At 68.8% G+C, this 25,347-nt stretch carries 22 protein-coding genes and 1 tRNA gene; 14 read left to right on the top strand and 9 right to left on the bottom strand.

Going from position 1 to position 25,347, the window contains the following annotated elements:
• Positions 1-25: 25 nt before the first annotated feature.
• The gene (locus AC069I_RS22625) at positions 26-4,648 is read right to left on the bottom strand and encodes an ATP-dependent helicase (RefSeq protein ID WP_478266373.1); all 4,623 of its coding nucleotides are present in this window, start codon (positions 4,646-4,648) and stop codon (positions 26-28) included.
• A gap of 172 nt (positions 4,649-4,820) precedes the next feature.
• On the opposite strand from AC069I_RS22625, the gene AC069I_RS22630 reads away from it, so the two are divergent.
• The 7 genes from AC069I_RS22630 to AC069I_RS22660 all read left to right on the top strand — a co-directional run bounded on the left by AC069I_RS22630 (position 4,821) and on the right by AC069I_RS22660 (position 10,874).
• Positions 4,821-6,734 (top strand): Hsp70 family protein, encoded by a 1,914-nt coding sequence (locus AC069I_RS22630; RefSeq protein WP_340683902.1) that lies wholly within the window; start codon positions 4,821-4,823, stop codon positions 6,732-6,734.
• A gap of 97 nt (positions 6,735-6,831) precedes the next feature.
• Complete coding sequence (locus AC069I_RS22635; protein WP_478228744.1) at positions 6,832-7,026, top strand: DUF3046 domain-containing protein; 195 nt, start codon at positions 6,832-6,834, stop codon at positions 7,024-7,026.
• A gap of 206 nt (positions 7,027-7,232) precedes the next feature.
• Complete coding sequence (gene recA, locus AC069I_RS22640; protein WP_005164741.1) at positions 7,233-8,273, top strand: recombinase RecA; 1,041 nt, start codon at positions 7,233-7,235, stop codon at positions 8,271-8,273.
• 78 nt (positions 8,274-8,351) lie between these two features.
• Positions 8,352-8,879: a regulatory protein RecX gene (locus AC069I_RS22645; RefSeq protein ID WP_340688761.1), complete on the top strand. Its 528-nt coding sequence runs from the start codon at positions 8,352-8,354 to the stop codon at positions 8,877-8,879.
• A gap of 266 nt (positions 8,880-9,145) precedes the next feature.
• Entirely contained in the window at positions 9,146-9,769 is a 624-nt protein-coding gene (locus AC069I_RS22650) for a VOC family protein (RefSeq protein WP_478228743.1), read from the top strand.
• A 50-nt stretch (positions 9,770-9,819) separates the two neighbouring features.
• Positions 9,820-10,260 (top strand): iron chaperone, encoded by a 441-nt coding sequence (locus AC069I_RS22655; protein WP_478266338.1) that lies wholly within the window; start codon positions 9,820-9,822, stop codon positions 10,258-10,260.
• 176 nt (positions 10,261-10,436) lie between these two features.
• Complete coding sequence (locus AC069I_RS22660; protein WP_478228741.1) at positions 10,437-10,874, top strand: N-acetyltransferase family protein; 438 nt, start codon at positions 10,437-10,439, stop codon at positions 10,872-10,874.
• Between the two features lie 46 nt (positions 10,875-10,920).
• On the opposite strand, the gene eda is transcribed toward AC069I_RS22660, so the two are convergent.
• Positions 10,921-11,541, bottom strand: a complete 621-nt coding sequence (eda, locus tag AC069I_RS22665) for a bifunctional 4-hydroxy-2-oxoglutarate aldolase/2-dehydro-3-deoxy-phosphogluconate aldolase (RefSeq protein WP_478228740.1) — start codon at positions 11,539-11,541, stop codon at positions 10,921-10,923.
• A complete protein-coding gene (gene edd, locus AC069I_RS22670) occupies positions 11,538-13,427 on the bottom strand; it encodes a phosphogluconate dehydratase (protein WP_478266339.1) in 1,890 nt (629 codons plus the stop codon). Before edd ends, eda begins: the two co-directional genes overlap by 4 nt.
• 264 nt (positions 13,428-13,691) lie before the next feature.
• On the opposite strand from edd, the gene AC069I_RS22675 reads away from it, so the two are divergent.
• From AC069I_RS22675 to AC069I_RS22695, 5 genes are all read left to right on the top strand, one after another.
• A complete protein-coding gene (locus tag AC069I_RS22675) occupies positions 13,692-13,979 on the top strand; it encodes a hypothetical protein (RefSeq protein ID WP_016332714.1) in 288 nt (95 codons plus the stop codon).
• Complete coding sequence (locus AC069I_RS22680) at positions 13,976-14,806, top strand: hypothetical protein (RefSeq protein ID WP_478266340.1); 831 nt, start codon at positions 13,976-13,978, stop codon at positions 14,804-14,806. The genes AC069I_RS22675 and AC069I_RS22680 overlap by 4 nt, the downstream gene beginning before the upstream one ends.
• 51 nt (positions 14,807-14,857) lie before the next feature.
• A complete protein-coding gene (locus AC069I_RS22685; RefSeq protein WP_478266341.1) occupies positions 14,858-16,774 on the top strand; it encodes a fumarate reductase/succinate dehydrogenase flavoprotein subunit in 1,917 nt (638 codons plus the stop codon).
• Positions 16,771-17,523, top strand: a complete 753-nt coding sequence (locus tag AC069I_RS22690; protein ID WP_005164720.1) for a succinate dehydrogenase/fumarate reductase iron-sulfur subunit — start codon at positions 16,771-16,773, stop codon at positions 17,521-17,523. Before AC069I_RS22685 ends, AC069I_RS22690 begins: the two co-directional genes overlap by 4 nt.
• 316 nt (positions 17,524-17,839) lie before the next feature.
• Positions 17,840-17,911 (top strand) — tRNA-Glu (locus AC069I_RS22695).
• A 147-nt stretch (positions 17,912-18,058) separates the two neighbouring features.
• Here the strand turns inward: AC069I_RS22695 and AC069I_RS22700 are convergent.
• The 5 genes from AC069I_RS22700 to AC069I_RS22720 all read right to left on the bottom strand — a co-directional run bounded on the left by AC069I_RS22700 (position 18,059) and on the right by AC069I_RS22720 (position 21,947).
• Entirely contained in the window at positions 18,059-18,502 is a 444-nt protein-coding gene (locus AC069I_RS22700) for a class I SAM-dependent methyltransferase (protein ID WP_478266342.1), read from the bottom strand.
• Between the two features lie 121 nt (positions 18,503-18,623).
• The gene (locus tag AC069I_RS22705) at positions 18,624-19,529 is read right to left on the bottom strand and encodes an amino acid ABC transporter permease (protein WP_478266343.1); all 906 of its coding nucleotides are present in this window, start codon (positions 19,527-19,529) and stop codon (positions 18,624-18,626) included.
• Positions 19,526-20,221, bottom strand: a complete 696-nt coding sequence (locus AC069I_RS22710; protein WP_340683330.1) for an amino acid ABC transporter permease — start codon at positions 20,219-20,221, stop codon at positions 19,526-19,528. Before AC069I_RS22710 ends, AC069I_RS22705 begins: the two co-directional genes overlap by 4 nt.
• Before the next feature lie 84 nt (positions 20,222-20,305).
• The gene (locus AC069I_RS22715; RefSeq protein WP_478266344.1) at positions 20,306-21,163 is read right to left on the bottom strand and encodes a glutamate ABC transporter substrate-binding protein; all 858 of its coding nucleotides are present in this window, start codon (positions 21,161-21,163) and stop codon (positions 20,306-20,308) included.
• 55 nt (positions 21,164-21,218) lie between these two features.
• On the bottom strand, positions 21,219-21,947 hold the full coding sequence (locus tag AC069I_RS22720) for an amino acid ABC transporter ATP-binding protein (protein WP_378436610.1): 729 nt from the start codon (positions 21,945-21,947) through the stop codon (positions 21,219-21,221).
• A 396-nt stretch (positions 21,948-22,343) separates the two neighbouring features.
• Here AC069I_RS22720 and AC069I_RS22725 point away from each other — a divergent pair, with 396 nt between their 5' ends.
• Together AC069I_RS22725 and AC069I_RS22730 are read left to right on the top strand one after the other, a co-directional pair.
• Positions 22,344-23,033, top strand: coding sequence for a response regulator transcription factor (locus AC069I_RS22725; protein WP_038516335.1), 690 nt, complete (start codon positions 22,344-22,346; stop codon positions 23,031-23,033).
• Positions 23,034-23,037: 4 nt separating this feature from the next.
• Complete coding sequence (locus AC069I_RS22730) at positions 23,038-24,438, top strand: sensor histidine kinase (RefSeq protein ID WP_478228732.1); 1,401 nt, start codon at positions 23,038-23,040, stop codon at positions 24,436-24,438.
• Here the strand turns inward: AC069I_RS22730 and AC069I_RS22735 are convergent.
• Positions 24,424-25,335: a TAXI family TRAP transporter solute-binding subunit gene (locus AC069I_RS22735; protein WP_478228731.1), complete on the bottom strand. Its 912-nt coding sequence runs from the start codon at positions 25,333-25,335 to the stop codon at positions 24,424-24,426. The two genes, AC069I_RS22730 and AC069I_RS22735, sit on opposite strands and share 15 nt — an antisense overlap.
• Positions 25,336-25,347 lie beyond the last annotated feature (12 nt).

Raw genomic sequence — 25,347 nt, forward strand, 5'->3', positions numbered from 1 at the left:
TTCTCCGCAGGTCTGAGCGGTGATTCTAGGCCCGCAGGCGCAACCCTTTGGGAGTCGCCCGGAAACCCGCCTCCTGAAGGACGGCCGAAAGCGCCGAAGTGAGCGCCACCTCGCCGTCGGCCTTCTGCACCGCGAGCTGCCCCAGCCAGCCTTCCCGCACCGCCGTGGACAGCGCCCGCGCGGCCGAGCGCAACCTGTCCTGATCCTCGGTGAAACTCAGCAGCGACCGGCCGCCGCGTTCGACGTACATCGCCGGGACACCGTCCACGAGTACGGCCAGCGCGCCCGCTTTCCTTGCCGGACGGTGCTTCGTGTCTCCTGTCGCGGCAGGCCATGGCAACGCGGCACCGTAGGGCTGGGCCGGGTCGGCGGCGGCGAGGACGACGGCGCCTTCGGTGGTGGTGCGCTGGTTCCCCGACTGCGCGCGCAGCCTGTCGACGGCGCCCTTCGCCGCGAACTGCGCCGCGCCGAGTCCTTCGACCACGTACCCCCGGACGACCTGCCCCGAATCCTCCATGCCGCGTAAAACCTTGTAGATTCCTGAAAAACCGCCCGTCACACGCTCGGTATCGAGGGCGCCGCGGGTGAGGACGCCGTGCCGTTCCAGGAAGGCCTCCGTCCGCGCCAGCGCGCGCCTGGTCGGATCGGCTTCGCGTCCCGGGGCCAGTGCCCAGCGGCCGGCCACCGTCGGCGGCCCGGTGCGCGAAGGCATCGCCGGACGCCCGGCCCGAAGCCGCGCGTACCGGCCGCGAGGAGCCTGTCGCCGTGGCTTGTGCGCCGCGCCGGAACCGGAGACCTGCGCCCGCAGCGGGCCCAGCGTGTCCCCGGTGACCAGACCGGCCCACACGAGATCCCACAGCGCCGCCACGACTTCGCCGTCGCCGGGCGGGGTTTCGACCATCGGCGACACCCGGTCCACGAGCTGACGGAAGAACTGCGCTCCACCCTCCAATGTGGACAGAATGGCCTCGTGGAGCGGGCCGGAGGGCAGATCGTCGTCGAGATCCGGCAACAGCAGATCGGCGACGTCCGTGGGGGCGAGCGCCAGCCAGCCGTCCCCGCCGGACAGGGATCCGCAGCCGCACCAGGTGACCTCGCCCGCCGTGGTGAGTTCGTCCAGCAGCGACGGGGTGTAGCCGGGCAGCCTGCTCGGCAGGATCAGCGACTCGACGGCGCTCGCCGGGAGCGGGGCACCGGCCAGCTGCTCGACCACGGACAGCACGTCGTCCGCCGTCGGCGCGGACCGCACTCGTGCGCCGATGCCGTGCCACGAGGGCAGGAACCGCCCCAGTGCGGCCGGTTCGACCGGCTCCACCTCGGCCCGCAGCCGGGCCAGCGACGCCCGCCGGAGCCTGCGCAGCACCGACGCGTCGCAGAACTCCATCCCGACGCCGTGGGTCTCCGGATGCCCGACGGGGCTCAGCTCGCCGCGGACCAGCCTGCCCTGCGCGGTCAGCCTGTCCAGTACGCCGGTGACCACGGCAGTCCCGAGGCCGAACCGCTCGGCCGCCTGCCGGGCGCTGAACGGGCCGCGGCTGCGCGAATAGCGCGACAGCAGGTCACCGACGGGATCCTCGACCGGCTCGGTGAACGCCTCCGGCACCCCGACCGGAAGCGCGGTGCCCAGCGCGTCGCGTACGCGGCCGGCGTCCTCGATGGCGATGAAGCGTTCTCCGCCGCCGATACGGACCCGGATCACCCGCCGCGCGGCCTCCAATTCCTCCAGCCATTCCCGCTGGATGCCGCGCGCGGCGGCCTCCTCGATCGAGAGATCGCCGAGGAACCGCAACAGATCCGCGGCGTCTTCGGCGTTGCGGGCGTGCCTGTCCGGATCGAGGCGTTGCAACGAGCGCTCGACTTCGGCGACGACCTCGGCGTCCAGCAGTTCGCGGATCGCCTCGGTGCCGAGCAGTTCGGCCAGCAGCGTCGAATCCAGTGCCAGCGCCGCCGCGCGCCGTTCCGCGAGCGGGGCGTCGGTCTCGTACAGGAACATCCCGACGTAGCCGAAGAGCAGGCTGCGCGCGAACGGGGACGCCGACGGTGTCTCGACCTCGACCAGCTTGACCTTGCGGGACCGGACGTCGGTCATCAGCTCGCGCAGCCCGCCGACGTCGTACACGTCCTGCAGGACTTCCCGCATCGCCTCCAGTACCACGGGGAACCGCTCGTACTTGGCCGCGACCGAAAGCAGCTGGGACGCGCGCTGCCGCTGCTGCCACAGCGGGGTGCGGCGGCGCGGATCCCGGCGGGGGAGCAGCAGCGACCGTGCCGCGCATTCCCGGAACCGCGCGGCGAACAGCGCGGAACCACCGACCTCGGCGACGATCAGCTGCTCGACTTCTTCCGGATCGAGCAGCACGTCCTCGACGCCGATGGTGACCTCGGCGCCGTCCATGTCCAGCGCCTCGGGCAGCCGCAGCACGATGCCGTCGTCGGAATGCGCGACCTGGGCGTCGACCCCGCGGTTCTCCCGCAGCCGGGCCGCGATCGCGAGCGCCCACGGCGCGTTGACCTGCGCGCCGAACGGCGAGTGCAGGATGACCCGCCAGTCACCCAGCTCGTCGCGAAACCGTTCCAGCAGCACGGTTTTGTCGTTCGGCACATGCCGCGTGGCCGACTTCTGCTCTTCCAGGTACGCCAGCAGGTTGTCGCAGGCGTACTCGTCCAGCCCGGCGACGGCCGCGCGTTCCCTGGCCGCCGATGGCTCCGAAGTGGACAGTTCGCGGACGAACGCGCCCAGCGCCCGCCCCAGTTCCAGCGGGCGGCCGGGGGCGTCGCCCTTCCAGAACGGCATCCGGGCGGGCTCGCCCGGCGCGGGGACCACGATCACGCGGTCGTGGGTGATGTCGGTGACCCGCCAGGAGGAGGTGCCGAGCAGGATCGTGTCCCCGACGCGGGACTCGTAGACCATCTCCTCGTCGAGCTCGCCCACGCGCGACCCGGGCTTGCCGTCGGAACCCGGCGTCATCACGGTGAACAGGCCGCGGTCGGGGATCGTGCCGCCCGAGGTCACCGCCAGCCGCTGCGACCCCGGACGGCCGTGCAGTTCGCCGGTGACCCGGTCCCAGGTGATCCGGGCGCGCAGTTCGCCGAACTCCTCACTGGGGTACCGGCCGGCGAGCATGTCGAGCACGGCCAGCAACGCGTCGTCCGGCAGGGACGCGAACGGCGCCGCGCGGCGGGCCAGGGCGGCCAGCTCGTCGACCGTCCACGATTCGAGCGCCACCATCGCCACAATCTGCTGCGCGAGCACGTCCAGCGGATTCCGCGGATACCGCACCGCCTCGATCGCCCCGGACGCCATCCGTTCCGCCACCACCGCGCAGGAGACGAGGTCGCCGCGGAACTTCGGGAACATCACCCCGCTCGACACCGCGCCGACCTGGTGCCCGGCCCGGCCGACCCGCTGCAGTCCCGAAGCGACCGTCGGCGGCGCCTCGATCTGCACGACGAGATCGACCGCGCCCATGTCGATGCCCAGTTCCAAGGAGGACGTCGCCACGACGCACGCCAGCCGCCCGGACTTGAGCTCCTCTTCCACATGGGTGCGCTGCTCACGCGACATCGAGCCGTGGTGCGCCCGCGCGATCACCGGTGCCGCGCCGGTGGTGAGCCCGGACTGGCCGATCGCCTCGGCCGGATACCGCTGATCCGGCTCCAGCTCGCTCTGTTCCGCCACGAGTTCGTTGAGCCGGGCGGTCATCCGCTCGGTGAGCCGCCGCGAATTGGCGAACACGATGGTCGACCGGTGCGCCTGGATCAGTTCGAGGACGCGTTCCTCCACCGCGGGCCAGATCGACGGCCGCCGCGGCGCACCGTCGATGTCCTCCAGCGATCCGGGCAGACGCGCGAGGCCGGCGTCGAGGTCTTCGTTCTGCTTCGGCCCCTGAGGACCGTCGAGATCGGCCATGTCCTCGACCGGAACTTCGACGCGGACCTCGATCGTCTTCGCGAGCTTCGGCTGGACGACGGTGACCGGCCTGCCGCCCGCCAGGAACGAGGCGACCTCGTCGATCGGCCGGACCGTCGCCGACAGCCCGATCCGCTGGGCGGGTTTCTCCAAGAGGGCGTCGAGCCGTTCCAGGGACAGGGCCAGATGCGCGCCGCGTTTGCCGCCCGCGACCGCGTGCACCTCGTCGATGATCACCGTCTCCACGCCGCGCAGCGAATCGCGGGCGGAGGAGGTGAGGATGAGGAACAGCGACTCCGGCGTGGTGACCAGCACGTCCGGCGGGGTCTTGCCGAACGAGCGCCGCTCGGCGGCGGTGGTGTCGCCCGTCCGCATGCCGACGCCGATGTCCGGGACCGGCAGCCCGAGCCGCCGCGACGCCTGCGAGATACCCGCCAGCGGTGCCCGCAGGTTGCGCTGGACGTCGACCGCCAGGGCCTTCAGCGGAGAGACGTAGAGGACGCGGCAGCGTTTCCTCGGCTCGGACGGCGGAGGCTCGACCGACAGCCTGTCCAGCGCCCAGAGGAAGGCCGACAACGTCTTGCCCGATCCCGTGGGGGCCACGACCAGCGCGTGTTCCCCCGCGTGCGCGGCACGCCACGCGCCCTCCTGCGCGCGGGTGGGCGCGGCGAAGGCCCCGGTGAACCAGTCCCTGGTCGCGGGGGAGAAGAGGTCGAGTACGTGTGCCACGCCCTCCATACTGCGCCGGACCACCGACAGTTTCGCTCCGAGGGCTGTGACGAGGCACCCGGTCGGGGACGAGTTCGGCGGGTTCCGCACGTGCGGTGACCTCGCTCGTGGGAGCATCACCGCCAGCGCGGCCGGATCGGTACTGGGGCGGTCGCCGTTCGTCTGTGAAGGGGTATGAGCTGTGCGGATCCTGTCGGTGGACCTCGGGACGTCCAACACCGTGGCCGTCCTTTCGGCGCACGGGAGGCCCCCGCGCGTGGTCGAAGTCGACGGTTCGGCCAACATGCCGTCCGCGGTGTTCGCCACCGAGGACGGCACGATCATGGTCGGCCGGGACGCCGAGCGCCGCGCCCGCCTCGACCCGACCCGCTTCGAGCCCAACCCCAAACGCCGCATCGACGAGCAGACGCTCCTGCTGGGCACCGACGTCATCCCGGTCAGCGAGGTGCTGGCCGCGATCCTGCGCCGCGTCCTCGACGAGACCACCCGCCAGCTCGGCGGGGACCTGCCCGACGAGGTCCGGCTCACCCACCCCGCGCAGTGGGGCCCGACCCGCCGCAACGTGCTGCTGTCCGCCGCCCGGCTCGCCGGGATGGGCGGCAACCTGGTGCTCGTCCCCGAGCCGGTCGCCGCGGCCGCGCACTTCGCGTCGTTCCCCGGCAAGACGCTCGCTCCCGGTCAGGCGCTCGCCGTGTACGACCTCGGCGCCGGCACCTTCGACGTCGCGATCGTCGGCGCGACCCCGAACGGCGGCTTCACCGTCGTCGCCGAAGACGGCCTTCCCGACCTCGGTGGCCTCGACGTCGACCAGGCGCTGCTGGTGCACGTCGGCCGCGAGGTCTCGCACAAGGATCCCCAGCGCTGGCAGCGGGTCCTGCGGCCCGAGTCCACTCCGGACCGTCGTACGCGGCGCGCGCTGCAGGAGGACGTGAAGGCGGCGAAGGAAGCCCTTTCGCGGCACCCGCAGACCGAGGTCCCGATGCCGGAGCCGTTCGAGGACGTCCTCGTCACGCGAGGGGAACTCGAAGCGCTGGTGCGGCCGTCGATGCTGCGCAGTGTCGAGCTGATGTCCCGGGTGGTCCGCTCGGCCGGGATGACCCCGGACCGGCTCGCCGGTATCTACCTCGTCGGCGGTTCGAGCCGTCTCCCGCTGGTCGGCAGCCTGATCGCGGAGAAGCTCGGCGTCGTCCCCGGCAGCCTGGACCAGCCCGAGACCGCGGTCGCGCTCGGCGCCCAGCACGTCGCTTCCGACGGCATCAGCTCGCGCACGCAGGGCGTCGAAGGGCAGGTCGCCGCGGGAACCGGCCAGCATCAGGTCGGGCCCGGTGCTTCGGGCCCGTACGCGCCGCCGCCGCAGCAGGTCGCGTCGATCCCGGGGTATACGGGCGGCGGCCCCGGCCAGTCCGGCGGTTTCCCCCAGTCGGGTTACCCGAACAGCGGTCCGCAGCAGGTGCAGCAGCCCGCGCCGACGAATTTCCCGACGTACTCGCTGGCCGGCCAGACCTCCGGTGACAAGGCGCCCGCGCGCAAGAAGAAGCCGCTCGTCATCGGCGCCATCGTGGCCGTCGTCGTGCTGCTCGCCGCCGGGCTCACGTACTTCCTGACGTCCTCGTCGGTGACGACGTACACGGCAGACGAATGCAAGGTGCCCGGCGCGGCCGACGACAAGGGCCTCACCGGCTGCCTGCGCCAGCTCGCCGGGAAGATCGCCGACACCGGCGACTGCAAACCCGGGATGGGCAACGGGCCGGCGAAACCGGCGGAGGATCTCGGCGTGACGTCGACCTGCTCCGCCCCCGGCCGTGCCGGGACCCAGGTGACCTACCTGCAGAGCGACTCCGCGGACAAGCTCAAGGCCTACACCGACGGGCTGCTCAAATCGGCCGGTGGGGACCGCACCGAGGCCAAGTGGGCGGGCAACGCCCTGGAAGGCCAGTACTCCTCGGCCGCCGGGCGGAACGCCGCCGTGCTGGTGTTCACCGTGACCGACCGGCCGCTGGTCGGCTTCATCTACCAGGTCCCGGCCGAAGGCCAGAACCCGACGCCGGGCGAGCTCGCCGACTACTTCGAAAAGAGCGTCCAGCCGGGCGAATAGCCGCTGTTCGCGCGTGAAGGCCCCCTTCCCCTTGGGCTCAGCTGAGGGAAGGGGGCCTTAACGCGTTTCCGCCCGAGGCGGGGCTAGACTTCACCTGATGCGTATCACGGTCTTCCGGCGGCTGATGGCCGACGAATTCGGTCCCGGACGTGCGGAAACCCTCGCCAGGGATCACGTCTTCGGCGAACTCGCGGGCCGGACCGTCGAACAGGCCCTCGACGCGGGAACCTCTGCCAAGGACGTCTGGCGGGCGGTCTGCGAAGCCTTCGAGATCCCGCCTGAGCGGCGCTGACCTCGGCGAAAGGACAAGAACCCCAGCGCGACGGCGTGTCGGTCGCGGCCTCGAACACACGTTCGTCTAGGGTGTTGTCCACAACGGGGTCAGCGATCCACAGCTTGGGCGCGAGGCCTGGAATTGTCGGTGGTCGCCCGTAGCGTCGGACCCGACAGCTCAGAACTGAACAAGCCCTACCCGGCTCAACCAACGAGGTGGACTCCATGGCACCAGCAGCACCCGACAAGGACAAGGCGCTCGAACTGGCCCTCGCCCAGATCGACAAGCAGTACGGCAAGGGCTCGGTCATGCGCCTCGGCGAAGAGGGCCGCGCGCCGATCGAGGTCATCCCCACCGGCGCCATCGCACTCGACGTCGCGCTCGGGATCGGTGGCCTTCCCCGCGGCCGGGTCATCGAGATCTACGGTCCGGAGTCCTCCGGTAAGACCACCGTCGCGCTGCACGCGGTCGCCAACGCGCAGAAGAACGGCGGCATCGCCGCGTTCATCGACGCGGAGCACGCGCTGGACCCGGAGTACGCCAAGAAGCTCGGCGTCGACACCGACGCGCTGCTGGTCTCCCAGCCGGACACCGGTGAGCAGGCGCTCGAGATCGCGGACATGCTGATCCGCTCCGGCGCGCTCGACATCCTGGTCATCGACTCGGTCGCCGCGCTCGTGCCGCGCGCCGAGATCGAGGGCGAGATGGGCGACAACCACGTCGGCCTGCAGGCCCGGCTGATGAGCCAGGCGCTGCGGAAGATGACCGGTGCGATGAACAACTCCGGCACCACCGCGATCTTCATCAACCAGTTGCGCGAGAAGATCGGCGTCATGTTCGGCTCCCCGGAGACCACGACCGGTGGTAAGGCGCTGAAGTTCTACGCGTCGGTCCGCCTGGACGTCCGCCGTATCGAGACGCTGAAGGACGGCGGCGAGCCCGTCGGCAACCGCACCCGCGTCAAGGTCGTCAAGAACAAGGTCGCGCCGCCCTTCAAGCAGGCCGAGTTCGACATCCTTTACGGCAAGGGCGTCTCCCGCGAGGGTTCGTTGATCGACATGGGCGTCGACCAGGGCATCCTGCGCAAGTCCGGCGCCTGGTACACCTACGAGGGCGACCAGCTGGGCCAGGGCAAGGAGAACGCCCGGAAGTTCCTGCTGGACAACCCGGACATCGCCAACGAGATCGAGAAGCGCATCAAGGAGAAGCTCGGCATCGGTGCCGCTGTCGACGCCGAAGCCGCCCCCGCGCCGGTCGACTTCTGAGTTCGTTCAGCCCCGCCTGGGGTGAAGTCGCCGATCGATCGTTTCGACTGGAGTGATGGCTGAATGCGTGCGCCCAAAGTGGATCCGGCGGAGCTGCCGCCGGACGAGCGGAGGAAGAAGGCCAAGGAGATCTGCTTCGATCTCCTGGCCGCGCGCCCGCGTTCCACGGAGGAACTGCGTCAGGCCCTCAAGCGCAAGGGCTTCGACGAGGAGACGACGGAGACCCTGCTCGGTAAGCTGGACAAGGCAGGGCTCATCAACGACGCCGAGTTCGCCGAGATGTGGGTACGTTCCCGTCATGCCAACATGGGCCTGGCACGGAACGCCCTCGTAGCCGAACTCAAACGCAAAGGAATCGATGGGGATATCGCCGTCCAGGCCGCCGAAGAGGTGGACCGAGAGGCAGAGGAGCAGCGCGCCCGAGAGCTGGTACGGAAGCGCATGCGCTCCTTGGGCAACGTCGACGAGCAGACGGCGATCCGCCGCCTGCTGGGCTTCCTCGCCCGCAAGGGCTATCCCCAGGGGCTGGCCTACACCGTGATCCGCGACGAACTCCGCGAGTTCGGCGCCGAGTCGGCGCTGCTGGACGACGCCACCCTCGACTGACCTCCGTCATCTGAGCCGCTCACCGGCCGTGCGGGCCCGATTGCCCGCCGGCCGGTGTTGTGCGTTCAGGCGAAGTACATGAAGGGGCACTGGTCCGGCCACGGAGGTAGTGAGGGCCTCCTTCACTACCTTGAGGGTAGGTAAGGAGGCCTTCACGGACCCGGACGCCCGAGACGGCTCCCCGAACCAAGGCTCTGAACAGCGCAGATACGACCGATCAGGAATCAAGAAGCACCGGAAGCCCGCCGCGAAATAGCGTTACCGGCATGAACTTCATCGACGCCATCACCCTCGAAGTGGCCGACACCGAGGCCGCCGAACGCTTCTACACCACCGCCTTCGGGCTCGGCCCCGAGCTGCGTCTGCGGGCTTCGCAGGAGCCGTCCACCGGCTTCCGCGGCTACACCCTCTCCCTCACGGTTTCCCAGCCCGCCAACGCCGACGCGCTCATCGACGCCGCCGTCGCCGCCGGGGCGATCGTGATCAAGCCCGCCGCGAAGTCGATGTGGGGTTACGGCGGAACCGTGCGGGCCCCGGACGGCGCGATCTGGAAGATCGCCACCTCGGCGAAGAAGAACACCGGACCGGCGGCCCGCGAATTCGACGCCATCGTGTTGCTGCTGGGCGTCGCCGACGTGGCCGCGAGCAAGAAGTTCTACGTCGAGCACGGCCTCACCGTGGGGAAGAGCTTCGGCCGCGTGTACGTCGAGTTCGAATCCGGCTCGAGCCCCGTGAAGCTGGCGCTGTACAAGCGCAAGGCCCTGGCCAAGGACGCCGGCGTGTCCCCGGAGGGCACCGGCTCGCACCGCATCGCGATCTGCGGTACCGCCCCGTTCACCGATCTCGATGGGTTCGTCTGGGAGACCTCGGCTCTCGCCGCCCAGTCCTGATGTGCCACTACCGGATGCCCCCGCTCGCCGCTTACCAAGGAGAAGCCGCAATGACCACCACGTACGAAGGATTCACGGCCGAAGAGAAGGCCGCGATGAAGGAACACGCCCGGGACATGAAGAAGGCGGCGCGCCGCGGTTCGGCCGCCGACAAAGCGGCGGCGGCGGAGCAGGACGTGGTCGCGAAGATCGCCGAGATGTCCGATGAGGACCGGGCGCTGGCCGAGCTGGTCCACACCGTCGTGAAGGCGAACGCCCCGATGCTCGCGCCGAAACTCTGGTATGGCCAGCCCGCCTACGCGCTGGACGGCAAGATCGTCTGTTTCTTCCAGGCGGCGGCCAAGTTCAAGACGCGGTACGCGACGCTCGGTTTCAACGAGGCCGCTCAGCTGGACGACGGCGCGATGTGGGCGACGGCCTTCGCGCTGACCGGCGTCACCCCCGAGGTGGAACAGCGCATCGCCACGCTGGTGAAGCAAGCCGTCAGCTGAGCGACCGCAGGCGATGCCCGGCAGCGAGCTCGCGGGAGGTTGTTGCGAAAGCCACAGTGCAACGTCCTCTCGCCAGGCCACTCCACAGCGCGAGTGGCAGCTCGTTTTACCGCGTGAGTGGCCACACGCGAGACTGCGGCGAAACCCTAGGCTCGGGTGATCACTGGGAGGACCACATGATCACCATCGAGCCGTTGAAATCCGAAGACCGCGAAGCCTGGGAACACCTGTTCCGCGCGTACATCGCCTTCTACGAACGTGTCGCGCCCCAAGAGGTCTACGACCGGGCCTGGCGAGAATTCCGGACCGGGGAGCGGATGCACGCGCTCGGTGCCCACCTGGGCGGCGAGCTCGTCGGGATCACGCATTTCCTGGTGCACCCCAGTACTTCCGCGCTCACCGACGTTTGTTACCTGCAAGATCTGTTCACGGCGCCGCAAGCCCGGGGCAAGGGGGCCGCGCGGGCGTTGATCGAGGCCGTCGCGGACTGGGCGCGCGACCGCGATTGCGACAGGGTTTACTGGCACACCAAGGAATCCAACGCCACCGCGCGCCGCCTGTACGACCAGGTCGCGGTGAACCGGGGCTTCATCCAGTACCAGCTCCCGCTCTGAAAACAGTGAGGGCCACCCGGCGCGCGAGTGGCCCTCACAACACGGATCAGAGCTTCGAAGCCTCCGCCGCGAAAGCTTCGATCTTCCCGAAGTCCTTGGCCGCCAAGGCGTCCTTCGGCGTCAGCCACGAACCACCGATGCAGCCCACATTGGACAGTGCGAGATAGTCCGGCGCGGTCTTCACGGTGATCCCACCGGTCGGGCAGAACTTCAGCCCGGGCAGCGGCCCGCCGATCGACTTCAGGTACGCCACGCCGCCGCTGGCCTCGGCGGGGAAGAACTTCAACGCGGTCAGCCCGCGTTCGGCCAGCCGCATCGCTTCGGACACCGTGCTCGCGCCCGGCAGGAACGGGAGCCCGGTCTCGAACGCGGCGTCCAGCACGGCGTCCGTGCAGCCCGGGGTCACCAGGAACTTCGCGCCGGCGGCGGCCGCCTGCTTCGCGTGCTCGGGCGCGGTGACCGTCCCGGCGCCGATGACGATCTCCGGGACCTCGGCGGCGATCCGCTCGATGGAGGCGAGTGCCGCCGGGGTGCGCAGGGTCAGCTCGATCACGCCGATCCCGCCCGCGAGCAGGGCCCGCGCGGCGGGCACGGCGTCGGCGGCGTCGTCGAGCACGACGACGGGCATCACAGGGGACAGGCCGAGCAGGTCTGCGCCGGTGGTCACTGGGTTACCTCCACAGGGGTCAACGTGTGCGCCGGGGCGCCGAAGTGTTCCGGCGTGAGCGGTCCGAAGACGCTCGCGCCCTGATCGGCGGGGCCGACCGCGCGGCGCAGCGCCGCGAACAGCTCCCGGCCGGTGCCGGTCCAGGATGCCTCCGAAGGCGGGTAGTCCACCAGTTCACGGCGGGCGAGTTCTTCGTCACCCACGAGGACGTCGAGCGTCCCCGCCTTGGCGTCGAGACGGATGACGTCGCCGTCGGCGATCCGCGCGATCGGGCCTCCCGCGGCGGCTTCCGGGGTCACCTGGATCGCCGCCGGGATCTTCCCGGACGCACCCGACATCCGGCCGTCGGTGAGCAACGCCACCTGGTGCCCGCGGTCCATCAGCACTCCCAGCGCCGGGGTGAGCCCGTGCAGTTCCGGCATCCCGTTGGCCTGCGGGCCCTGCTGCCGGATGACCACGACGACGTCGCGGTCCAGCTCGCCGGCCTCGAAAGCGGTCTTGAAGGACTTCTGGTCGGTGAACACCCGCGCCGGGGCCTGGACGATCCGGTGCTCCTGCGCCACCGCCGACACCTTGATCACCGCGCGGCCGAGGTTGCCCGCGACCATGCGAAGCCCGCCGTCGGAGGCGAACGGCCGCCACACGGGACGCAGGACGTCCTCGTCGAGGCTGCGCGTCGGGACGTCACGCCAGACCAGTTCGCCCTCGGAGAGGATCGGCTCTTGCCGGTAGCGGTGCAGGCCAGGTCCGGCGACGGTCTGGACGTCCTCGTGCAGCAGGCCCGCGCTGAGCAGGGTGCCGACCAGGAACTGGATGCCGCCGGCGGCGTGGAAGTGGTTGATGTCGGCGCTGCCGTTCGGGTACACGCGGGCCAGCAGGGGGATCACCGCAGACAGGTCGGAGAAGTCGTCCCAGGTCAGCTGGATGCCCGCGGCGGCTGCGATCGCGACGAGGTGCATCGTGTGGTTGGTCGAGCCACCCGTGGCGAGCAGCGCGATGACACCGTTGACGACGGCCTTCTCGTCGATCACGCGCGAGACCGGCGTGTACTCCTCGCCTCGCGAAAGCTTTACGACGCGCCGCCCGGCCTCTTCGGTGAGCGCCTTGCGTAGCGTCGAGTTCGGCTGCACGAAGCTGGCGCCCGGAAGGTGCAGGCCCATCACCTCGACGACCATCTGGTTCGAGTTGGCGGTGCCGTAGAAGGTGCACGTGCCCGCAGAGTGGTACGAAGCCGCTTCGGCGTCCAGCAGGTCTTCGCGCGTCGCCTTGCCCTCGGCGTAGAGCTGGCGCACGCGCGCCTTCTCCTTGTTCGGCAGGCCGGAGTTCATCGGCCCGGCGGGCACCAGGATCGCCGGGAGATGCCCGAACGACAGCGCCCCGATCAGCAGGCCGGGCACGATCTTGTCGCAGACGCCGAGCAGCAGCGCCGCGTCGAACATGTCGTGGGACAGCGCGATCGCGGTCGACATCGCGATCACCTCGCGGCTGAACAGCGACAGCTCCATCCCCGGGCGCCCCTGGGTGACGCCGTCGCACATCGCGGGCACGCCACCGGCGAACTGCGCCACCCCGCCCGCCTGGCGGACCGAGCCCTTGAGCATCGCGGGGTACTCCTGCATTGGCTGGTGCGCCGAAAGCATGTCGTTGTAGGACGAGACGATCGCGACGCCCGGCGCTCGCACGGCGCGCAGTGCCGCTTTGTCGACACCTTCCATCGCGGCGAAGCCGTGGGCGAGGTTGCTGCAGTCGAGACCGCGCCGCATCGGTCCTTCTTCGTGGGAGGCGGCGACGCGCTCGAGGTACGCGGCGCGGGTTTCGGCGCTGCGGGCGGCGATGCGTTCGGTGACTTCGGCGATGATGGGGTGGACGTTCGGGGCGGTGCTCATTGTCCGGCTCCGGATCACTGGTCGTGGTGGTCCGCGGGACGGCAACGCTGACGTCGCTGGGTCGTGACAGTGGCCACAGTACCTCGGGGGAAAGCCCGAATCAAAATCGATACAGAAGATCGACTCGCGTGACCTCCGTCACGTCACTAGGTTCCACTGTGCTACTTGTCACATTGCACAACGCGCGGCAGAGTCGAGACGGCGAGGAGTCGCCGGCCTTCGAAGGCTCAAGCGGCCAACCGAACCGACCATCGGGAGGTACCGATGTCCACCACAGAGATCGCCGAGCTTCGGCGAGCCATCGGTCAGTTGAGGCAGTGCGTCGGCGCGCTGCGCTCCCGATACGGCGACGCTTCGGCGGTACGACGCCTGGCGAACGACGTCGAGCGGCTCGACATCGACGCGACCGACCTCGACACGACCCCGAACGCGGTGCCCGCGCAGGCGAAGGCCGCCGATCGTGTCCAGGTTCCCGATACGCCCTATGACCCGGCGCTCTGGCAAGGCGCCGATGACGAAGGCGTCGGCGGCTACAAGCGCGACCAGCGGTGAGCGCCCCCGCCGGCAACGAGGCCGGACGGGGTACGGGGGTCCGCGCACCGTCGCGGGCCCGGATCGCCGAAAAAACGCTGCGCACCGACCGGTGGTGGCTGTCCCCGCTGCTGACCGTCCTCGGCCTCTCCGCCTTCATCATCTACGCGACGATCAGGTCCTTCGTGCGCACCGCCTACTGGGTGCCCGAATACCACTACCTGACGCCGTTCTATTCACCCTGCGTCTCGGAATCCTGCGTCGAAGGCTCCCGGCATTTCGGGGCCTGGATCGGCGAACTGCCGGGCTTCATCCCGCTCGGCTTCCTCGTCCTGCCCTTCCTGCTGGGCTTCCGGCTGACCTGCTACTACTACCGCAAGGCCTACTACCGGGCCGTCTGGTTCTCACCGCCCGCCTGCGCGGTCGCCGAACCGCACGCGAAGTACACCGGTGAGACCCGGCTGCCGCTGATCATCCAGAACGCCCACCGCTACTTCTTCTACGTGGCCGTGGTCGTCTCGCTGATCAACACCTACGACGCGATCACCGCGTTCCACGGCAAGACCGGCGGATTCGGTTTCGGGCTCGGCAACATCGTGCTGACCGGCAACGTGATCCTGTTGTGGGCCTACACGTTGTCGTGCCACTCGTGCCGTCACGTGACCGGCGGCAGGCTCAAGCACTTCTCGAAACATCCGGTCCGCTACTGGATCTGGACGCAGATCACGAAGCTCAACACCCGGCACATGGCACTGGCGTGGACGACGCTCGGCACGCTCGTGCTGACCGACCTCTACGTGATGCTCGTGGCCAGCGGCGCCATTTCGGATCTGCGGTTCATCAACTAGCGGCGCGGGAATCTCCCGTCCCCGGCGACAAGCTTTGAGGTGGCTCTTTTCATGACCGAGGTCGAACGGCTCAACTACGACGTGGTGGTGATCGGTGCCGGCGGTGCCGGTCTCCGCGCGGTCATCGAAGCCCGCGAACGCGGCTTCAGTGTCGCGGTGGTGTGCAAATCGCTCTTCGGCAAGGCGCATACGGTGATGGCCGAAGGCGGCTGCGCGGCGTCGATGGGCAACGCGAACTCGAACGACAACTGGCAGGTGCACTTCCGCGACACCATGCGCGGCGGGAAGTTCCTCAACAACTGGCGGATGGCCGAACTCCACGCCAAGGAGGCGCCGGACCGGGTCTGGGAACTGGAGACCTACGGCGCGCTGTTCGACCGCACCGCCGACGGCCGGATCAGCCAGCGCAACTTCGGCGGGCACACGTACCCGCGGCTGGCGCACGTCGGCGACCGCACCGGGCTCGAACTGATCCGCACGATGCAGCAGAAAATCGTTTCGCTGCAACAAGAGGACTTCAAGGAGACCGGTGACTACGAGGCGAGGATCAAGGTCTTCGCCGAATGCACGATCACCGAACTGCTGACCGACGACGGCCGGATCTCGGGTGCCTTCGGGTATTGGCGCGAGAGCGGCCGGTTCATCCTGTTCGAGACGCCGGCGGTGGTGCTGGCCACCGGCGGCATCGGGAAATCGTTCAAGGTCACCTCGAACTCGTGGGAGTACACCGGTGACGGGCACGCGCTGGCGCTGCGGGCCGGGGCGACGCTCATCAACATGGAGTTCGTCCAGTTCCACCCGACCGGCATGGTCTGGCCGCCGAGTGTGAAGGGGATCCTGGTCACCGAAGGCGTTCGCGGTGACGGAGGGGTTCTCAAGAACACCGAGGACAAGCGGTTCATGTTCGAGTACGTCCCTGATGTGTTCAAGGGGCAGTACGCGGACAGCGAGGAGGAAGCCGACCGCTGGTACACCGACCAAGAGAAGAACCGCCGCACCCCGGATCTGCTCCCGCGTGACGAGGTGGCGCGGGCGATCAACTCCGAGGTCAAGGCGGGCCGGGGATCGCCGCACGGCGGGGTCTTCCTCGACATCGCCAGCAGGCTGCCCGCGGAGGAGATCCGCAAACGGCTGCCGTCGATGTACCACCAGTTCAAGGAACTCGCCGACGTCGACATCACGAAGGAGCCGATGGAGGTCGGCCCCACCTGTCACTACGTGATGGGCGGGATCGAGGTCGACCCGGACACCGCGTCGTCGAGCGTGCCCGGACTGTTCGCCGCCGGTGAGTGCTCGGGCGGGATGCACGGCTCGAACCGGCTCGGCGGCAACTCGCTTTCGGATCTGCTGGTCTTCGGTCGTCGTGCGGGCCTCGGCGCCGCGTCCTACGTGTCGGAGCTGAAGGACCGTCCCAAGGTCAGTCAGTCCGATGTGGACGCTGCCGCGGCGATGGCGCTCGCGCCGTTCGACCCGCCGGGTGACGGCGTCGAAGAGAATCCGTACAGCCTGCACACCGAACTGCAGCAGTCGATGAACGACCTGGTCGGCATCATCCGCAAGGCGGAGGAGATCGAGCGGGCGCTGGAGAAGCTCGGGGAGCTGCGCGAGCGGATCAAGCGGGTCACCGTCGAAGGGCACCGGCAGTTCAACCCCGGCTGGCATCTCGCCGTCGACCTGCGGAACATGCTGATGGTCAGCGAATGCGTCGCCAGGGCCGCGCTCACCAGGACCGAGAGCCGGGGCGGACACACACGGGACGATCATCCGGGCATGGATGCCCAGTGGCGCAACAAACTCCTGGTCTGCTCGGCCACGCCGGGCGACAACCCGGTGGTGCCGGACATCGGCGTCGAGGTCAAGGCGCAGACCCCGCTGCGGCAGGACCTGCTGGAGCTGTTCGAACTGTCCGAGCTGGGGAAGTACTACACCGACGAAGAACTGGCTTCGCACCCCGGGAGTCCGGCATGAGCTACAAGGCGAGTTTCCGGGTCTGGCGCGGTGACGCCGATTCGGGTGAGCTGCAGGACTACAGCGTCGAGGTCAACGAGGGCGAGGTCGTCCTCGACATCATCCACCGGTTGCAGGCCACGCAGGCCTCGGATCTGGCGGTGCGGTGGAACTGCAAGGCGGGCAAATGCGGTTCGTGCTCGGCGGAGATCAACGGCAAGCCGCGGTTGCTGTGCATGACCCGGATGTCGACCTTCACCGAGGACGAGGTCATCACCGTGACCCCGATGCGGACGTTCCCGGTGATTCGCGACCTGGTGACCGACGTGTCGTTCAACTACACCAAGGCCCGCGAGATCCCGTCGTTCACGCCGCCTCCGGAGCTGAAGCCGGGGGAGTACCGGATGCAGCAGGTGGACGTCGAGCGCTCGCAGGAGTTCCGCAAGTGCATCGAGTGCTTCCTGTGCCAGAACACCTGCCACGTGGTGCGTGACCACGAGGAGAACAAGGAGGCCTTCGCCGGGCCCCGGTACCTGATGCGGATCGCCGAACTCGAAATGCATCCCCTCGACGTCGCCGACCGGCGTGACGAGGCGCAGGAGGAGCACGGGCTCGGGTACTGCAACATCACCAAGTGCTGCTCGGACGTGTGCCCGGAGGGCATCCACATCACCGACAACGCGCTCATCCCGATGAAGGAACGCGTCGCGGACCGGAAGTACGACCCCATCGTGTGGCTGGGGAACAAACTGTTCCGGCGGGACAAGTAGTCGCCTCTCGTGAGTGGTAAGGACGGTTCTAACCGTCCTTACCACTCACGAGCTAAATCGGTTGCCGCCGCCCTCATACCTGACGCACACTTACCCGCACACCACCAAGGGAGGACACATGACGCAGTACCGCATGGCCTGTCCTTTCCTTGGCATGGAAGAAAAACGTGGCTCCCCGCCGTCGTCCTAGCACGACGTCGCATACGTGGAGCCGCCCTTCGGGAAACCGAACCGGGCGGCTTTTCTTTCGGTGACCCTGATTTCTGGAACGAAGCAGTCCGGTGCGCGGTGCGCGCCGGACTGTGTTCCAGGCCAAGGCGCGTTGGTCCAGCGGAAGGGATACCGGGTTTTCACCCCGGTGACGTGGGTTCGACTCCCACACGCGCTACGCCCCGGCACGGCGGGGAAACCTGTTCCGTCGTACCGGTGCGGCGGTGTGGGGTCCGTGTGTCCCATACCGCCAGACGCGCACGGTCCGGCGACCGGCCGGGATTCATAGCCCCGGCCAGCCTGGCTCGACACCAGGGTGCGCGACTCAGCCCACCTTGCGGGCGCTGTGCACGCCGCCGCTTTCGTGGCGGCGCAGGACGATGTCTTGGAAACCGTTGTCCCGCAACGCTTCCTCCAGGTCGATGCCGTTCGTGGCGACGGCCACGAGCAGCCCGCCCGTCACCAGGCTCGCGGCGACGCGACCGAGATGGGCGGGGGAGTCCAGGAAGGCCAGGACGACGTCGAAGGCTCCCATCACCGGCAGCCGGGCGAGCTGGTGAACCTCGTACGAGATCCCGAGGGGGTCGCGTTCCTCTTCGCGTTGGGCTGCCGCGATCAGCGCCTTATCCGCGTCGACGCCGACCACACGGTGCGCGCCCTTTCCTCGGAACAAGCGGGGATAGCGGCCATCACCGCACCCGACGACCAGGACCGCCCTGCCCGCCAGGTCCGGCAGCGCTTCGAGCAGCGTCGCGGCCTGGTCCGCCATACGGCCGACGTTAGCCGACGAGGTCATCGTCCCGACAGGACCAAGAGGCCTATCCCGAAAACAGGAAGGCCCCCTTCCTGCACCTGGGCGCAAGGAAGGGGGCCTTCGTGTACTTACGGAGCTACAGTGCCCCACCGCTCGCGTCATCGCGCTGCATGACCACGCTGGACGGTGCGGAGTGCACCGGCTTGGCGCCCTTGGGAGCCTTCTTCCGCCGCGCCAGCTTGTTCTCCAGCCACGACGCGAACCAGCTCAGGAGCAGGTTCAGCACGATGAAGATGATCGCGACGACGATCAGCGTCGGGATCGTGTTGCCGTAGAGGCCGGTGAGCGGTCCGGTACTCCGGATCAGCTCGTTGAAGCCGATGGTCAGCTGACCGGCCAGCGCCGTGTCCTTGAGGATGACCACCAGCTGGCTCACCAGCGCGGGCAGCATCAGGGTGACCGCCTGCGGCAGCAGGACGGTCATCATGATCTGGGTCTTGCGCATGCCCAGCGCGGACGCGGCCTCACCTTGGCCCTTGGGCAGCGAAAGGATGCCCGCACGGAACACCTCGGCCATGACCGAACCGTTGTAGAGCACCAGGCCGGTCACCGCCGCGAACAGCGGGCGGATCTCGGCGTCGATGTCGGTGTAGAACGCGTAGAACGCCGCGGCGAAGACCATCAGCAGCAGCACCGGGATCGCCCGGAAGAACTCGACGACCGCGCCGACCGGCACCCGGATCCACTTGTGGTCCGACAGCCGGCCGATGCCCAGCAGCGCACCGATCGGCAGCGCGATCACGATCGACAGCGCCGCGGCCTTCAGGGTGTTGAGCAGACCTGGCAGGACGAATTCGGTCCAGGTCGAGCCCTTGAGGAAGGGCTCCCACAGCGCGCCAGCCCATTGGTTCTTCTCATCGAAACCCGCGTAGACGAGATACGCGACCAGTGCCACGACGAGCACGAAAAGCACCGAGTAGAGCCAGTTCCGTGCCCGCGCCTTCGGCCCGGGAATGTCATAGAGGACGGTCTGCGCGCTCATCGCTTGACCTCGACCTTCTTGGCGACCCAGCCCAGCAGCAGGCCGAGGGGGAGGACCAGGACGACGAACCCGGCGGCGAAGAGCAGGAAGACCAGCAACAGCGAGTCGGACTCGTTCTCGACCATGTCCGACATCAGCAGTGACGCCTCGGCGACACCGATGATCGACGCGACCGTGGTGTTCTTCAGCAGCGCGATCATGACGTTCGCCAGCGGCGCGATCACCGACCGGAACGCCTGTGGCAGCACGATCAGGGTCAGCACCTGGACGAAGCCGAGCCCCAGCGCGCGGGCCGCTTCCGCCTGGCCGACCGGGACGGTGTTGATACCCGACCGCAGCGATTCACAGACGAACGTGGCGGTGTAGGCGACGAAGCCGAGGATCGCGAGCCGGAAGGCGTTGTCCTCCAACGATGTCGTCGACTCCGACGAGGCCAGGTTGAGTCCCAGGGTGGAGGACAATCCCAGCGATGTGAAGACGATGATCACCGTCAGCGGGGTGTTCCGGAAGATGTTGACGTAGGCGGTGCCGAACGCCCGCATGATCGGAACGGGGCTCACCCGCATCCCCACCAGGATGGTGCCCCAGATCAGGGAACCGATCGCGGAGAAGAAGGTGAGCTTGATCGTCATCCAGAAGGCGCCGAGCAAGTCGTAATTGGGATTGTCGAGGAAATCGAACAAGGTGCTCAACCCAGCCTCGGTATGGGAACGGTGCGCCGCGGTACACGGCGCACCGTTCGATTCCTTCAGTTCAGCGGCTCAGCGAGCCGGGGGTCAGGAGATGGCCGGGGGCTCGGGGATCTTGTAGCCCGACGGGCCGACGTTCTTCTCCAGAGCGGCCTTCCACGCGCCGTCCTGCTGCATCTTCTTGATCGCGTTGTTGATCGCGGTGATGCTCTCGGCGTCGTCCTTCTTCAGGCCGACGCCGTACTTCTCGTCGGTGAAGCCCTTGCCGACCAGCTTCAGCTTGCCGGGCTGCTGCGCGGCGTAGCCGGCGAGGATGACGTCATCGGTGGTCATCGCGTCGACGGTCTTGTTGAGCAGCGAGGTGACGCAATCGGTGTACTTGCCGCGCTCTTCGAGCTGAACTTCCTTGGCGTACTTTTCCTTGACGTTCTGCGCCGGGGTCGAACCCTTGACCGAGCAGAGCTTCTTGTTGCCGGTCAGCGACTCCGGGCCGGTGATGTCGGTGGAGTCGGCGCGGACCAGCAGGTCCTGGTGGGCGATGAAGTACGGGCCCGCGAAGGAGACCTCGTTCTTGCGCTTGTCGGTGATCGAGTAGGTGGCGACGATGAAGTCGACCTCGCCCTTCTTGATCAGGTCCTCACGCTGCGCGGACTGCGCTTCCTTCCAGGTGATCGCCGACTCTTCGACGCCGAGCTCCTTGGCGATGTACTTCGCCACGTCGACGTCGAAGCCGGCGTACGTGCCGTCGGCCTGCTTCTGGCCGAGACCGGGCTGGTCGAACTTGATGCCGATGGTCAGCTTCTTGTCGTTCTTGGCCTTCGCCACCACGTTCTTGGCGCCGCTGGAGCCGCTGCCGGCGTCCGACCCGCCGCCGCCACAGGCGGAGAGGGCGAGACCGGCCGCCACGACGGCCGCGCTCATTCGCAGAACTCGGTTCAACCGCATTGTTCTCAGTTTCCTTCCGAATCTTGTCCGGCCATACCGGCCGGCGGGGAAGTCCTCAGTGGGTGAGGATCTTGCCGAGGAAGTCCTTGGCGCGATCCGTCTTCGGCTTGGTGAAGAACTCGTCCGGGGTGGAGTCCTCGACGATCTCGCCGTCGGACATGAACACCACCCGGTTCGCCGCGCGCCGCGCGAAGCCCATCTCGTGGGTGACGACGAGCATCGTCATCCCGTCCTTGGCGAGCGTGGTCATCACGTCGAGGACCTCCTGGACCATCTCGGGGTCCAGCGCCGAGGTCGGCTCGTCGAACAGCATCACCTTGGGGCGCATGGCCAGCGCGCGGGCGATCGCCACACGCTGCTGCTGCCCGCCGGAAAGCTGCGCCGGGTACTTGTCGGCCTGGTTGGCTATGCCGACGCGTTCGAGCAGGTCCATCGCGGTCTTGCGGGCCTCGGCCGTGTTGACCTTGCGGACCTTCATCGGCGCGAGCATGACGTTCTCGAGGATCGTCTTGTGCGCGAACAGGTTGAACGACTGGAACACCATGCCGACGTCGGCGCGCAGCGCGGCCAGCGCCTTCCCTTCGGCGGGCAGCGGAACGCCGTCCACCGCGATCTCACCGGAGTTGATGGGTTCCAGCCGGTTGATCGCCCGGCACAGCGTCGACTTGCCAGACCCGGACGGCCCGAGCACGACCACGACCTGCCCGCGCGGCACCTCGAGGTTGATCTCCTTGAGCACGTGCAGGTCGCCGAAGTACTTGTTCACGGCGGCCGCCTTGATCATCGGCGCCGCCACCTCCGCGGTCATCTGGCCTCCAGGAGCGTTCGTTTGCAGGGGACTGCGGGGTCAGGCACCACGCGATGGCGGAAACCTACTCCCGTCGGACCGCTTGTAAAGACGGCTTGACCAATACTTAGGGTTTCAAGTCCGTATCGTTCTCAAGCCACCGGACGGCCCCGGTCCACCTCCGTCCGGCGCTGATCAGCCTAGACAAGGCGGGGGTCTCCCGTAACCGGGGTCACAGCAGATCTGTGACGCATCGTGACCATTACCGCGTGCAGCGGGTCGCTCACAGGGTCATCCGGCCCAGCGGTACGGGCAGCGCGAGAGGTGACTCACCCCATAGAGTCGTTCTTCAAGTCGTCGCGGTGGCGGTGACGGCGTGAAAGGGAAACACGGGTGCGGGTACTGCTGGTGGAGGACGACGACCGGGTCGCGGGTGCCTTGACGCCCGCGCTGACCCGGCGCGGCCTGACGATCAAACGCCTCGCCTCCGGTGCCGGGGTGCTCGATCTGGTGCACGAGGTCGACGTGGTGCTGCTCGACCTCGGGCTCCCCGACATCGACGGGATCGTCCTGTGCCGCCGGATTCGCGCGGTCAGCGACGTCGCGGTGATCGTCGTTTCGGCGCGGGGCGAGGTCGACGACCGGATCCAAGGGCTCCGGTCCGGCGCCGACGACTATCTGGTCAAGCCCTACGACGTCGACGAACTGGTCGCCCGTGTCGAGGCCGTGCGCCGTCGCCGCGGGGAACGGCCTGCCGCGCCCGAACCAGCGGGCGTCATCCGCGCGGGTGATGTCTCGGTCGATATCGGGCGCCATGAGGTGCAGGTCGACGGGCAGCCGGTTTCGTTGTCCCGCAAGGAATTCCAGGTGCTCGCGCTGGTGGTCACCGCCCGCGGCGCGGTCTGCGCCCGTGATCACGTGCTGAACGAGGTCTGGGGTCACCGCGGCCCCGCGGAGAGCCGGTCGCTCGACGTCCACGTCGCCACCCTGCGGACCAAACTGGGCAGGCCAGCGCTGATCGAGACCGTCCGCGGCGTCGGGTACCGCCTCGGCGGCGCCTACGGTCCGGCCGAAGAGGGCTGAGCCGGTGCGCGTCCGGCTCCAGGCGATCGTGCTGACGCTGGTCGCGGCGCTCGTGTTCGGCCTCGGCATCCCGCTCGCGCTCAGCGTGGCGGCCAGTGTGCAGCTCGACCTCTTCCTCGACCGCCTCACCGACACCTCCCGGTTCGCGTCGCTGGCACAGCGCCCGCTGGTGGAGAACCGGCCGGACCTGATCGAGGACGAACTCCTCCGCTACACCGAGGTCTACGGGGTGCCGGTGGCGATCGTCGACCAGGACGGCGAATCCGTCGCCAGGGGTCCGGGTGAGACGGCCGGGATCGACCTGAAGGACCCCGTCATCGCTTCGCATCTGCAGCAGGCGCTGGCGGGACGGCGTTCGGAGCCCGGACCGCTGCTGATGCCGTGGAACACCGAGCCGCTGGTGCTGGCCGAGCCGATCCTCATCGACGGCGAGGTGCGGGGCGCGGTGATCACGGTGTCCTCGACGGACAAGGCCCGCACCGAACTGCTGTGGTGGTGGCTGCTCATCGCGGCGGGCGCGGTGCTGGCGTTCGGTATCGCACTCCTGGTCGCCGTGCCGGTGGTGCGCTGGATCCTGCGCCCGGTCCGGCGGCTCGACGACGCCACCGGCGAACTGGTCGCCTCCGTGGTCAGCGGCCGCGAGGTCAAACGGGTGGGGGAGACCGGCGGCCCGCCGGAACTGCGGCAGCTCGAACGGTCCTTCGACCGGATGGCCGCCAGCGTCGACGAGGCACTGTCGGCGCAGCGCGCGTTCGTCGCCGACGCCTCCCATCAGCTGCGGAACCCGTTGACCGCGTTGAAGATCCGGCTCGGCAACCTCGACGGCCACGTCGACGACGACCTCGCCGCGGCAGACCTCGAAGCCGCCGTCGTCGACGCGCGACGGCTCAACCAGATCCTCGACGAACTCCTCTCGCTGGCCCGCGCCGAGGCCTCGGGCGGCGAACTGGTGCCGGTCGGCCTCGACGAGATGGTGGGCGCCCGGGTCGCCGACTGGACCGTGGTCGGCGCGGCACGCGACATCACGCTGGTGGCGACCGGACTGGGCGGCGGACTGCGGGTGCTCACCCCGGCACGCGGCCTCGAAGTGGTCCTCGACGCGCTGCTGGACAACGCGCTCAAGTTCACCGAGCCGGGGACCGAGGTGCGGGTGGACGTCACCACCACGGACGGGAAGGTCGACATCGCCGTCCGTGACCACGGCCCCGGCCTGCGCGAAGACGAGCTGGAACGCGCGGCGGACCGGTTCTGGCGCAGCACCGCGCATCAGAACGTGCCCGGATCCGGCCTCGGCCTGGCGATCGTCACCGAGATCCTGGCCCGTTCGGACGGTTCGCTGCGGCTCGGCTCACCCGAAGGCGGCGGCCTTCAGGTGACCGTGACCCTGCCGTTAATCCTTGAGTGACCGGAAGTAGCGCAGCGCGCCCGGGTGCAGCGGCAGGGGAGCGGTCTCGATGGCGGGATGGATGTCGATCGACAACGCCGCGCCCGCCGCCTTGACCAGCTGGTCCCGCGCGTCGAACAGCCCGCGCACGAGCGCCTCGGCGACGTCGTCGCGCATCGACGTCGGCACCACCAGGAAGTTCGGCAGCACGAGCGTGGTCACCGGTGAGGGCAGGTTGTAGGCCGTCACCGGGATGGTCGCCGTCCGGTACACCGGGCTGGTGGCCCGCAGCGCGTCCGCGAGATCGGTGATGTCGAGCAGCCGCAGGCCGACCGTGTGCACCTTCTCGGTGATCGACGGCGTCGGCAGGCCACCCGACCAGATGACGGCGTCGATCTGCCGGTTCTCCAGCGCGGGCAGCGCCTCGGGGAGGCCGAGATTGCGCCGGTCGATCGCGCCGGTCAGCCCCGACGCCTTCAGCAACTGCTTCGACAGGAACTCGACACCCGAATCCGGCGAACCGATCGCGACCTTGTGCCCGCGCAACTGCGCGAACGACCTGATCGACGAGTCGGCGCGCACGATGACGTGCAGATAGTCGTCGTGCACGCGGGCCAGCGCGGCCAAACCGGCGGTGTCGTCGGCGGCCACGTCGGCGGCCACGAACGCCACGTCGGCCTTCCCCGCACGCACCCGTCCGACGTTGTCCGGCGACCCCTGGGTCTCCTGGATCACGGGCCGCTCGGTGTCCAGTTGCGCGGCCCACGCGTCGGCCAGCGCCTCGGCCAGCTTGTCGTAGACGCCACCGTCGAGCCCCGCCGCGATCCGCACCTTCGTCCCGGAGAGATCGGGCCCGCACCCGGCGACCAGGGCACAGACGACGGCGATCACCACCGCGAGCACCCCTGGTCTCCTCATGAGGGTCGATCG

It is taken from the genome of Amycolatopsis sp. NPDC043885, from assembly GCF_056435685.1.

Coding starts and splice junctions, on each gene's coding strand:
- AC069I_RS22625 (WP_478266373.1), bottom strand. CDS start 4,648: ATGGAGGGCGTGGCACACGTACTCGACCTCTTCTCCCCCGCGACCAGG.
- AC069I_RS22635 (WP_478228744.1), top strand. CDS start 6,832: ATGCGTATCACGGTCTTCCGGCGGCTGATGGCCGACGAATTCGGTCCC.
- recA (WP_005164741.1), top strand. CDS start 7,233: ATGGCACCAGCAGCACCCGACAAGGACAAGGCGCTCGAACTGGCCCTC.
- AC069I_RS22650 (WP_478228743.1), top strand. CDS start 9,146: ATGAACTTCATCGACGCCATCACCCTCGAAGTGGCCGACACCGAGGCC.
- AC069I_RS22655 (WP_478266338.1), top strand. CDS start 9,820: ATGACCACCACGTACGAAGGATTCACGGCCGAAGAGAAGGCCGCGATG.
- AC069I_RS22660 (WP_478228741.1), top strand. CDS start 10,437: ATGATCACCATCGAGCCGTTGAAATCCGAAGACCGCGAAGCCTGGGAA.
- edd (WP_478266339.1), bottom strand. CDS start 13,427: ATGAGCACCGCCCCGAACGTCCACCCCATCATCGCCGAAGTCACCGAA.
- AC069I_RS22675 (WP_016332714.1), top strand. CDS start 13,692: ATGTCCACCACAGAGATCGCCGAGCTTCGGCGAGCCATCGGTCAGTTG.
- AC069I_RS22685 (WP_478266341.1), top strand. CDS start 14,858: ATGACCGAGGTCGAACGGCTCAACTACGACGTGGTGGTGATCGGTGCC.
- AC069I_RS22690 (WP_005164720.1), top strand. CDS start 16,771: ATGAGCTACAAGGCGAGTTTCCGGGTCTGGCGCGGTGACGCCGATTCG.
- AC069I_RS22700 (WP_478266342.1), bottom strand. CDS start 18,502: ATGGCGGACCAGGCCGCGACGCTGCTCGAAGCGCTGCCGGACCTGGCG.
- AC069I_RS22705 (WP_478266343.1), bottom strand. CDS start 19,529: ATGAGCGCGCAGACCGTCCTCTATGACATTCCCGGGCCGAAGGCGCGG.
- AC069I_RS22715 (WP_478266344.1), bottom strand. CDS start 21,163: ATGCGGTTGAACCGAGTTCTGCGAATGAGCGCGGCCGTCGTGGCGGCC.
- AC069I_RS22720 (WP_378436610.1), bottom strand. CDS start 21,947: ATGATCAAGGCGGCCGCCGTGAACAAGTACTTCGGCGACCTGCACGTG.
- AC069I_RS22735 (WP_478228731.1), bottom strand. CDS start 25,335: ATGAGGAGACCAGGGGTGCTCGCGGTGGTGATCGCCGTCGTCTGTGCC.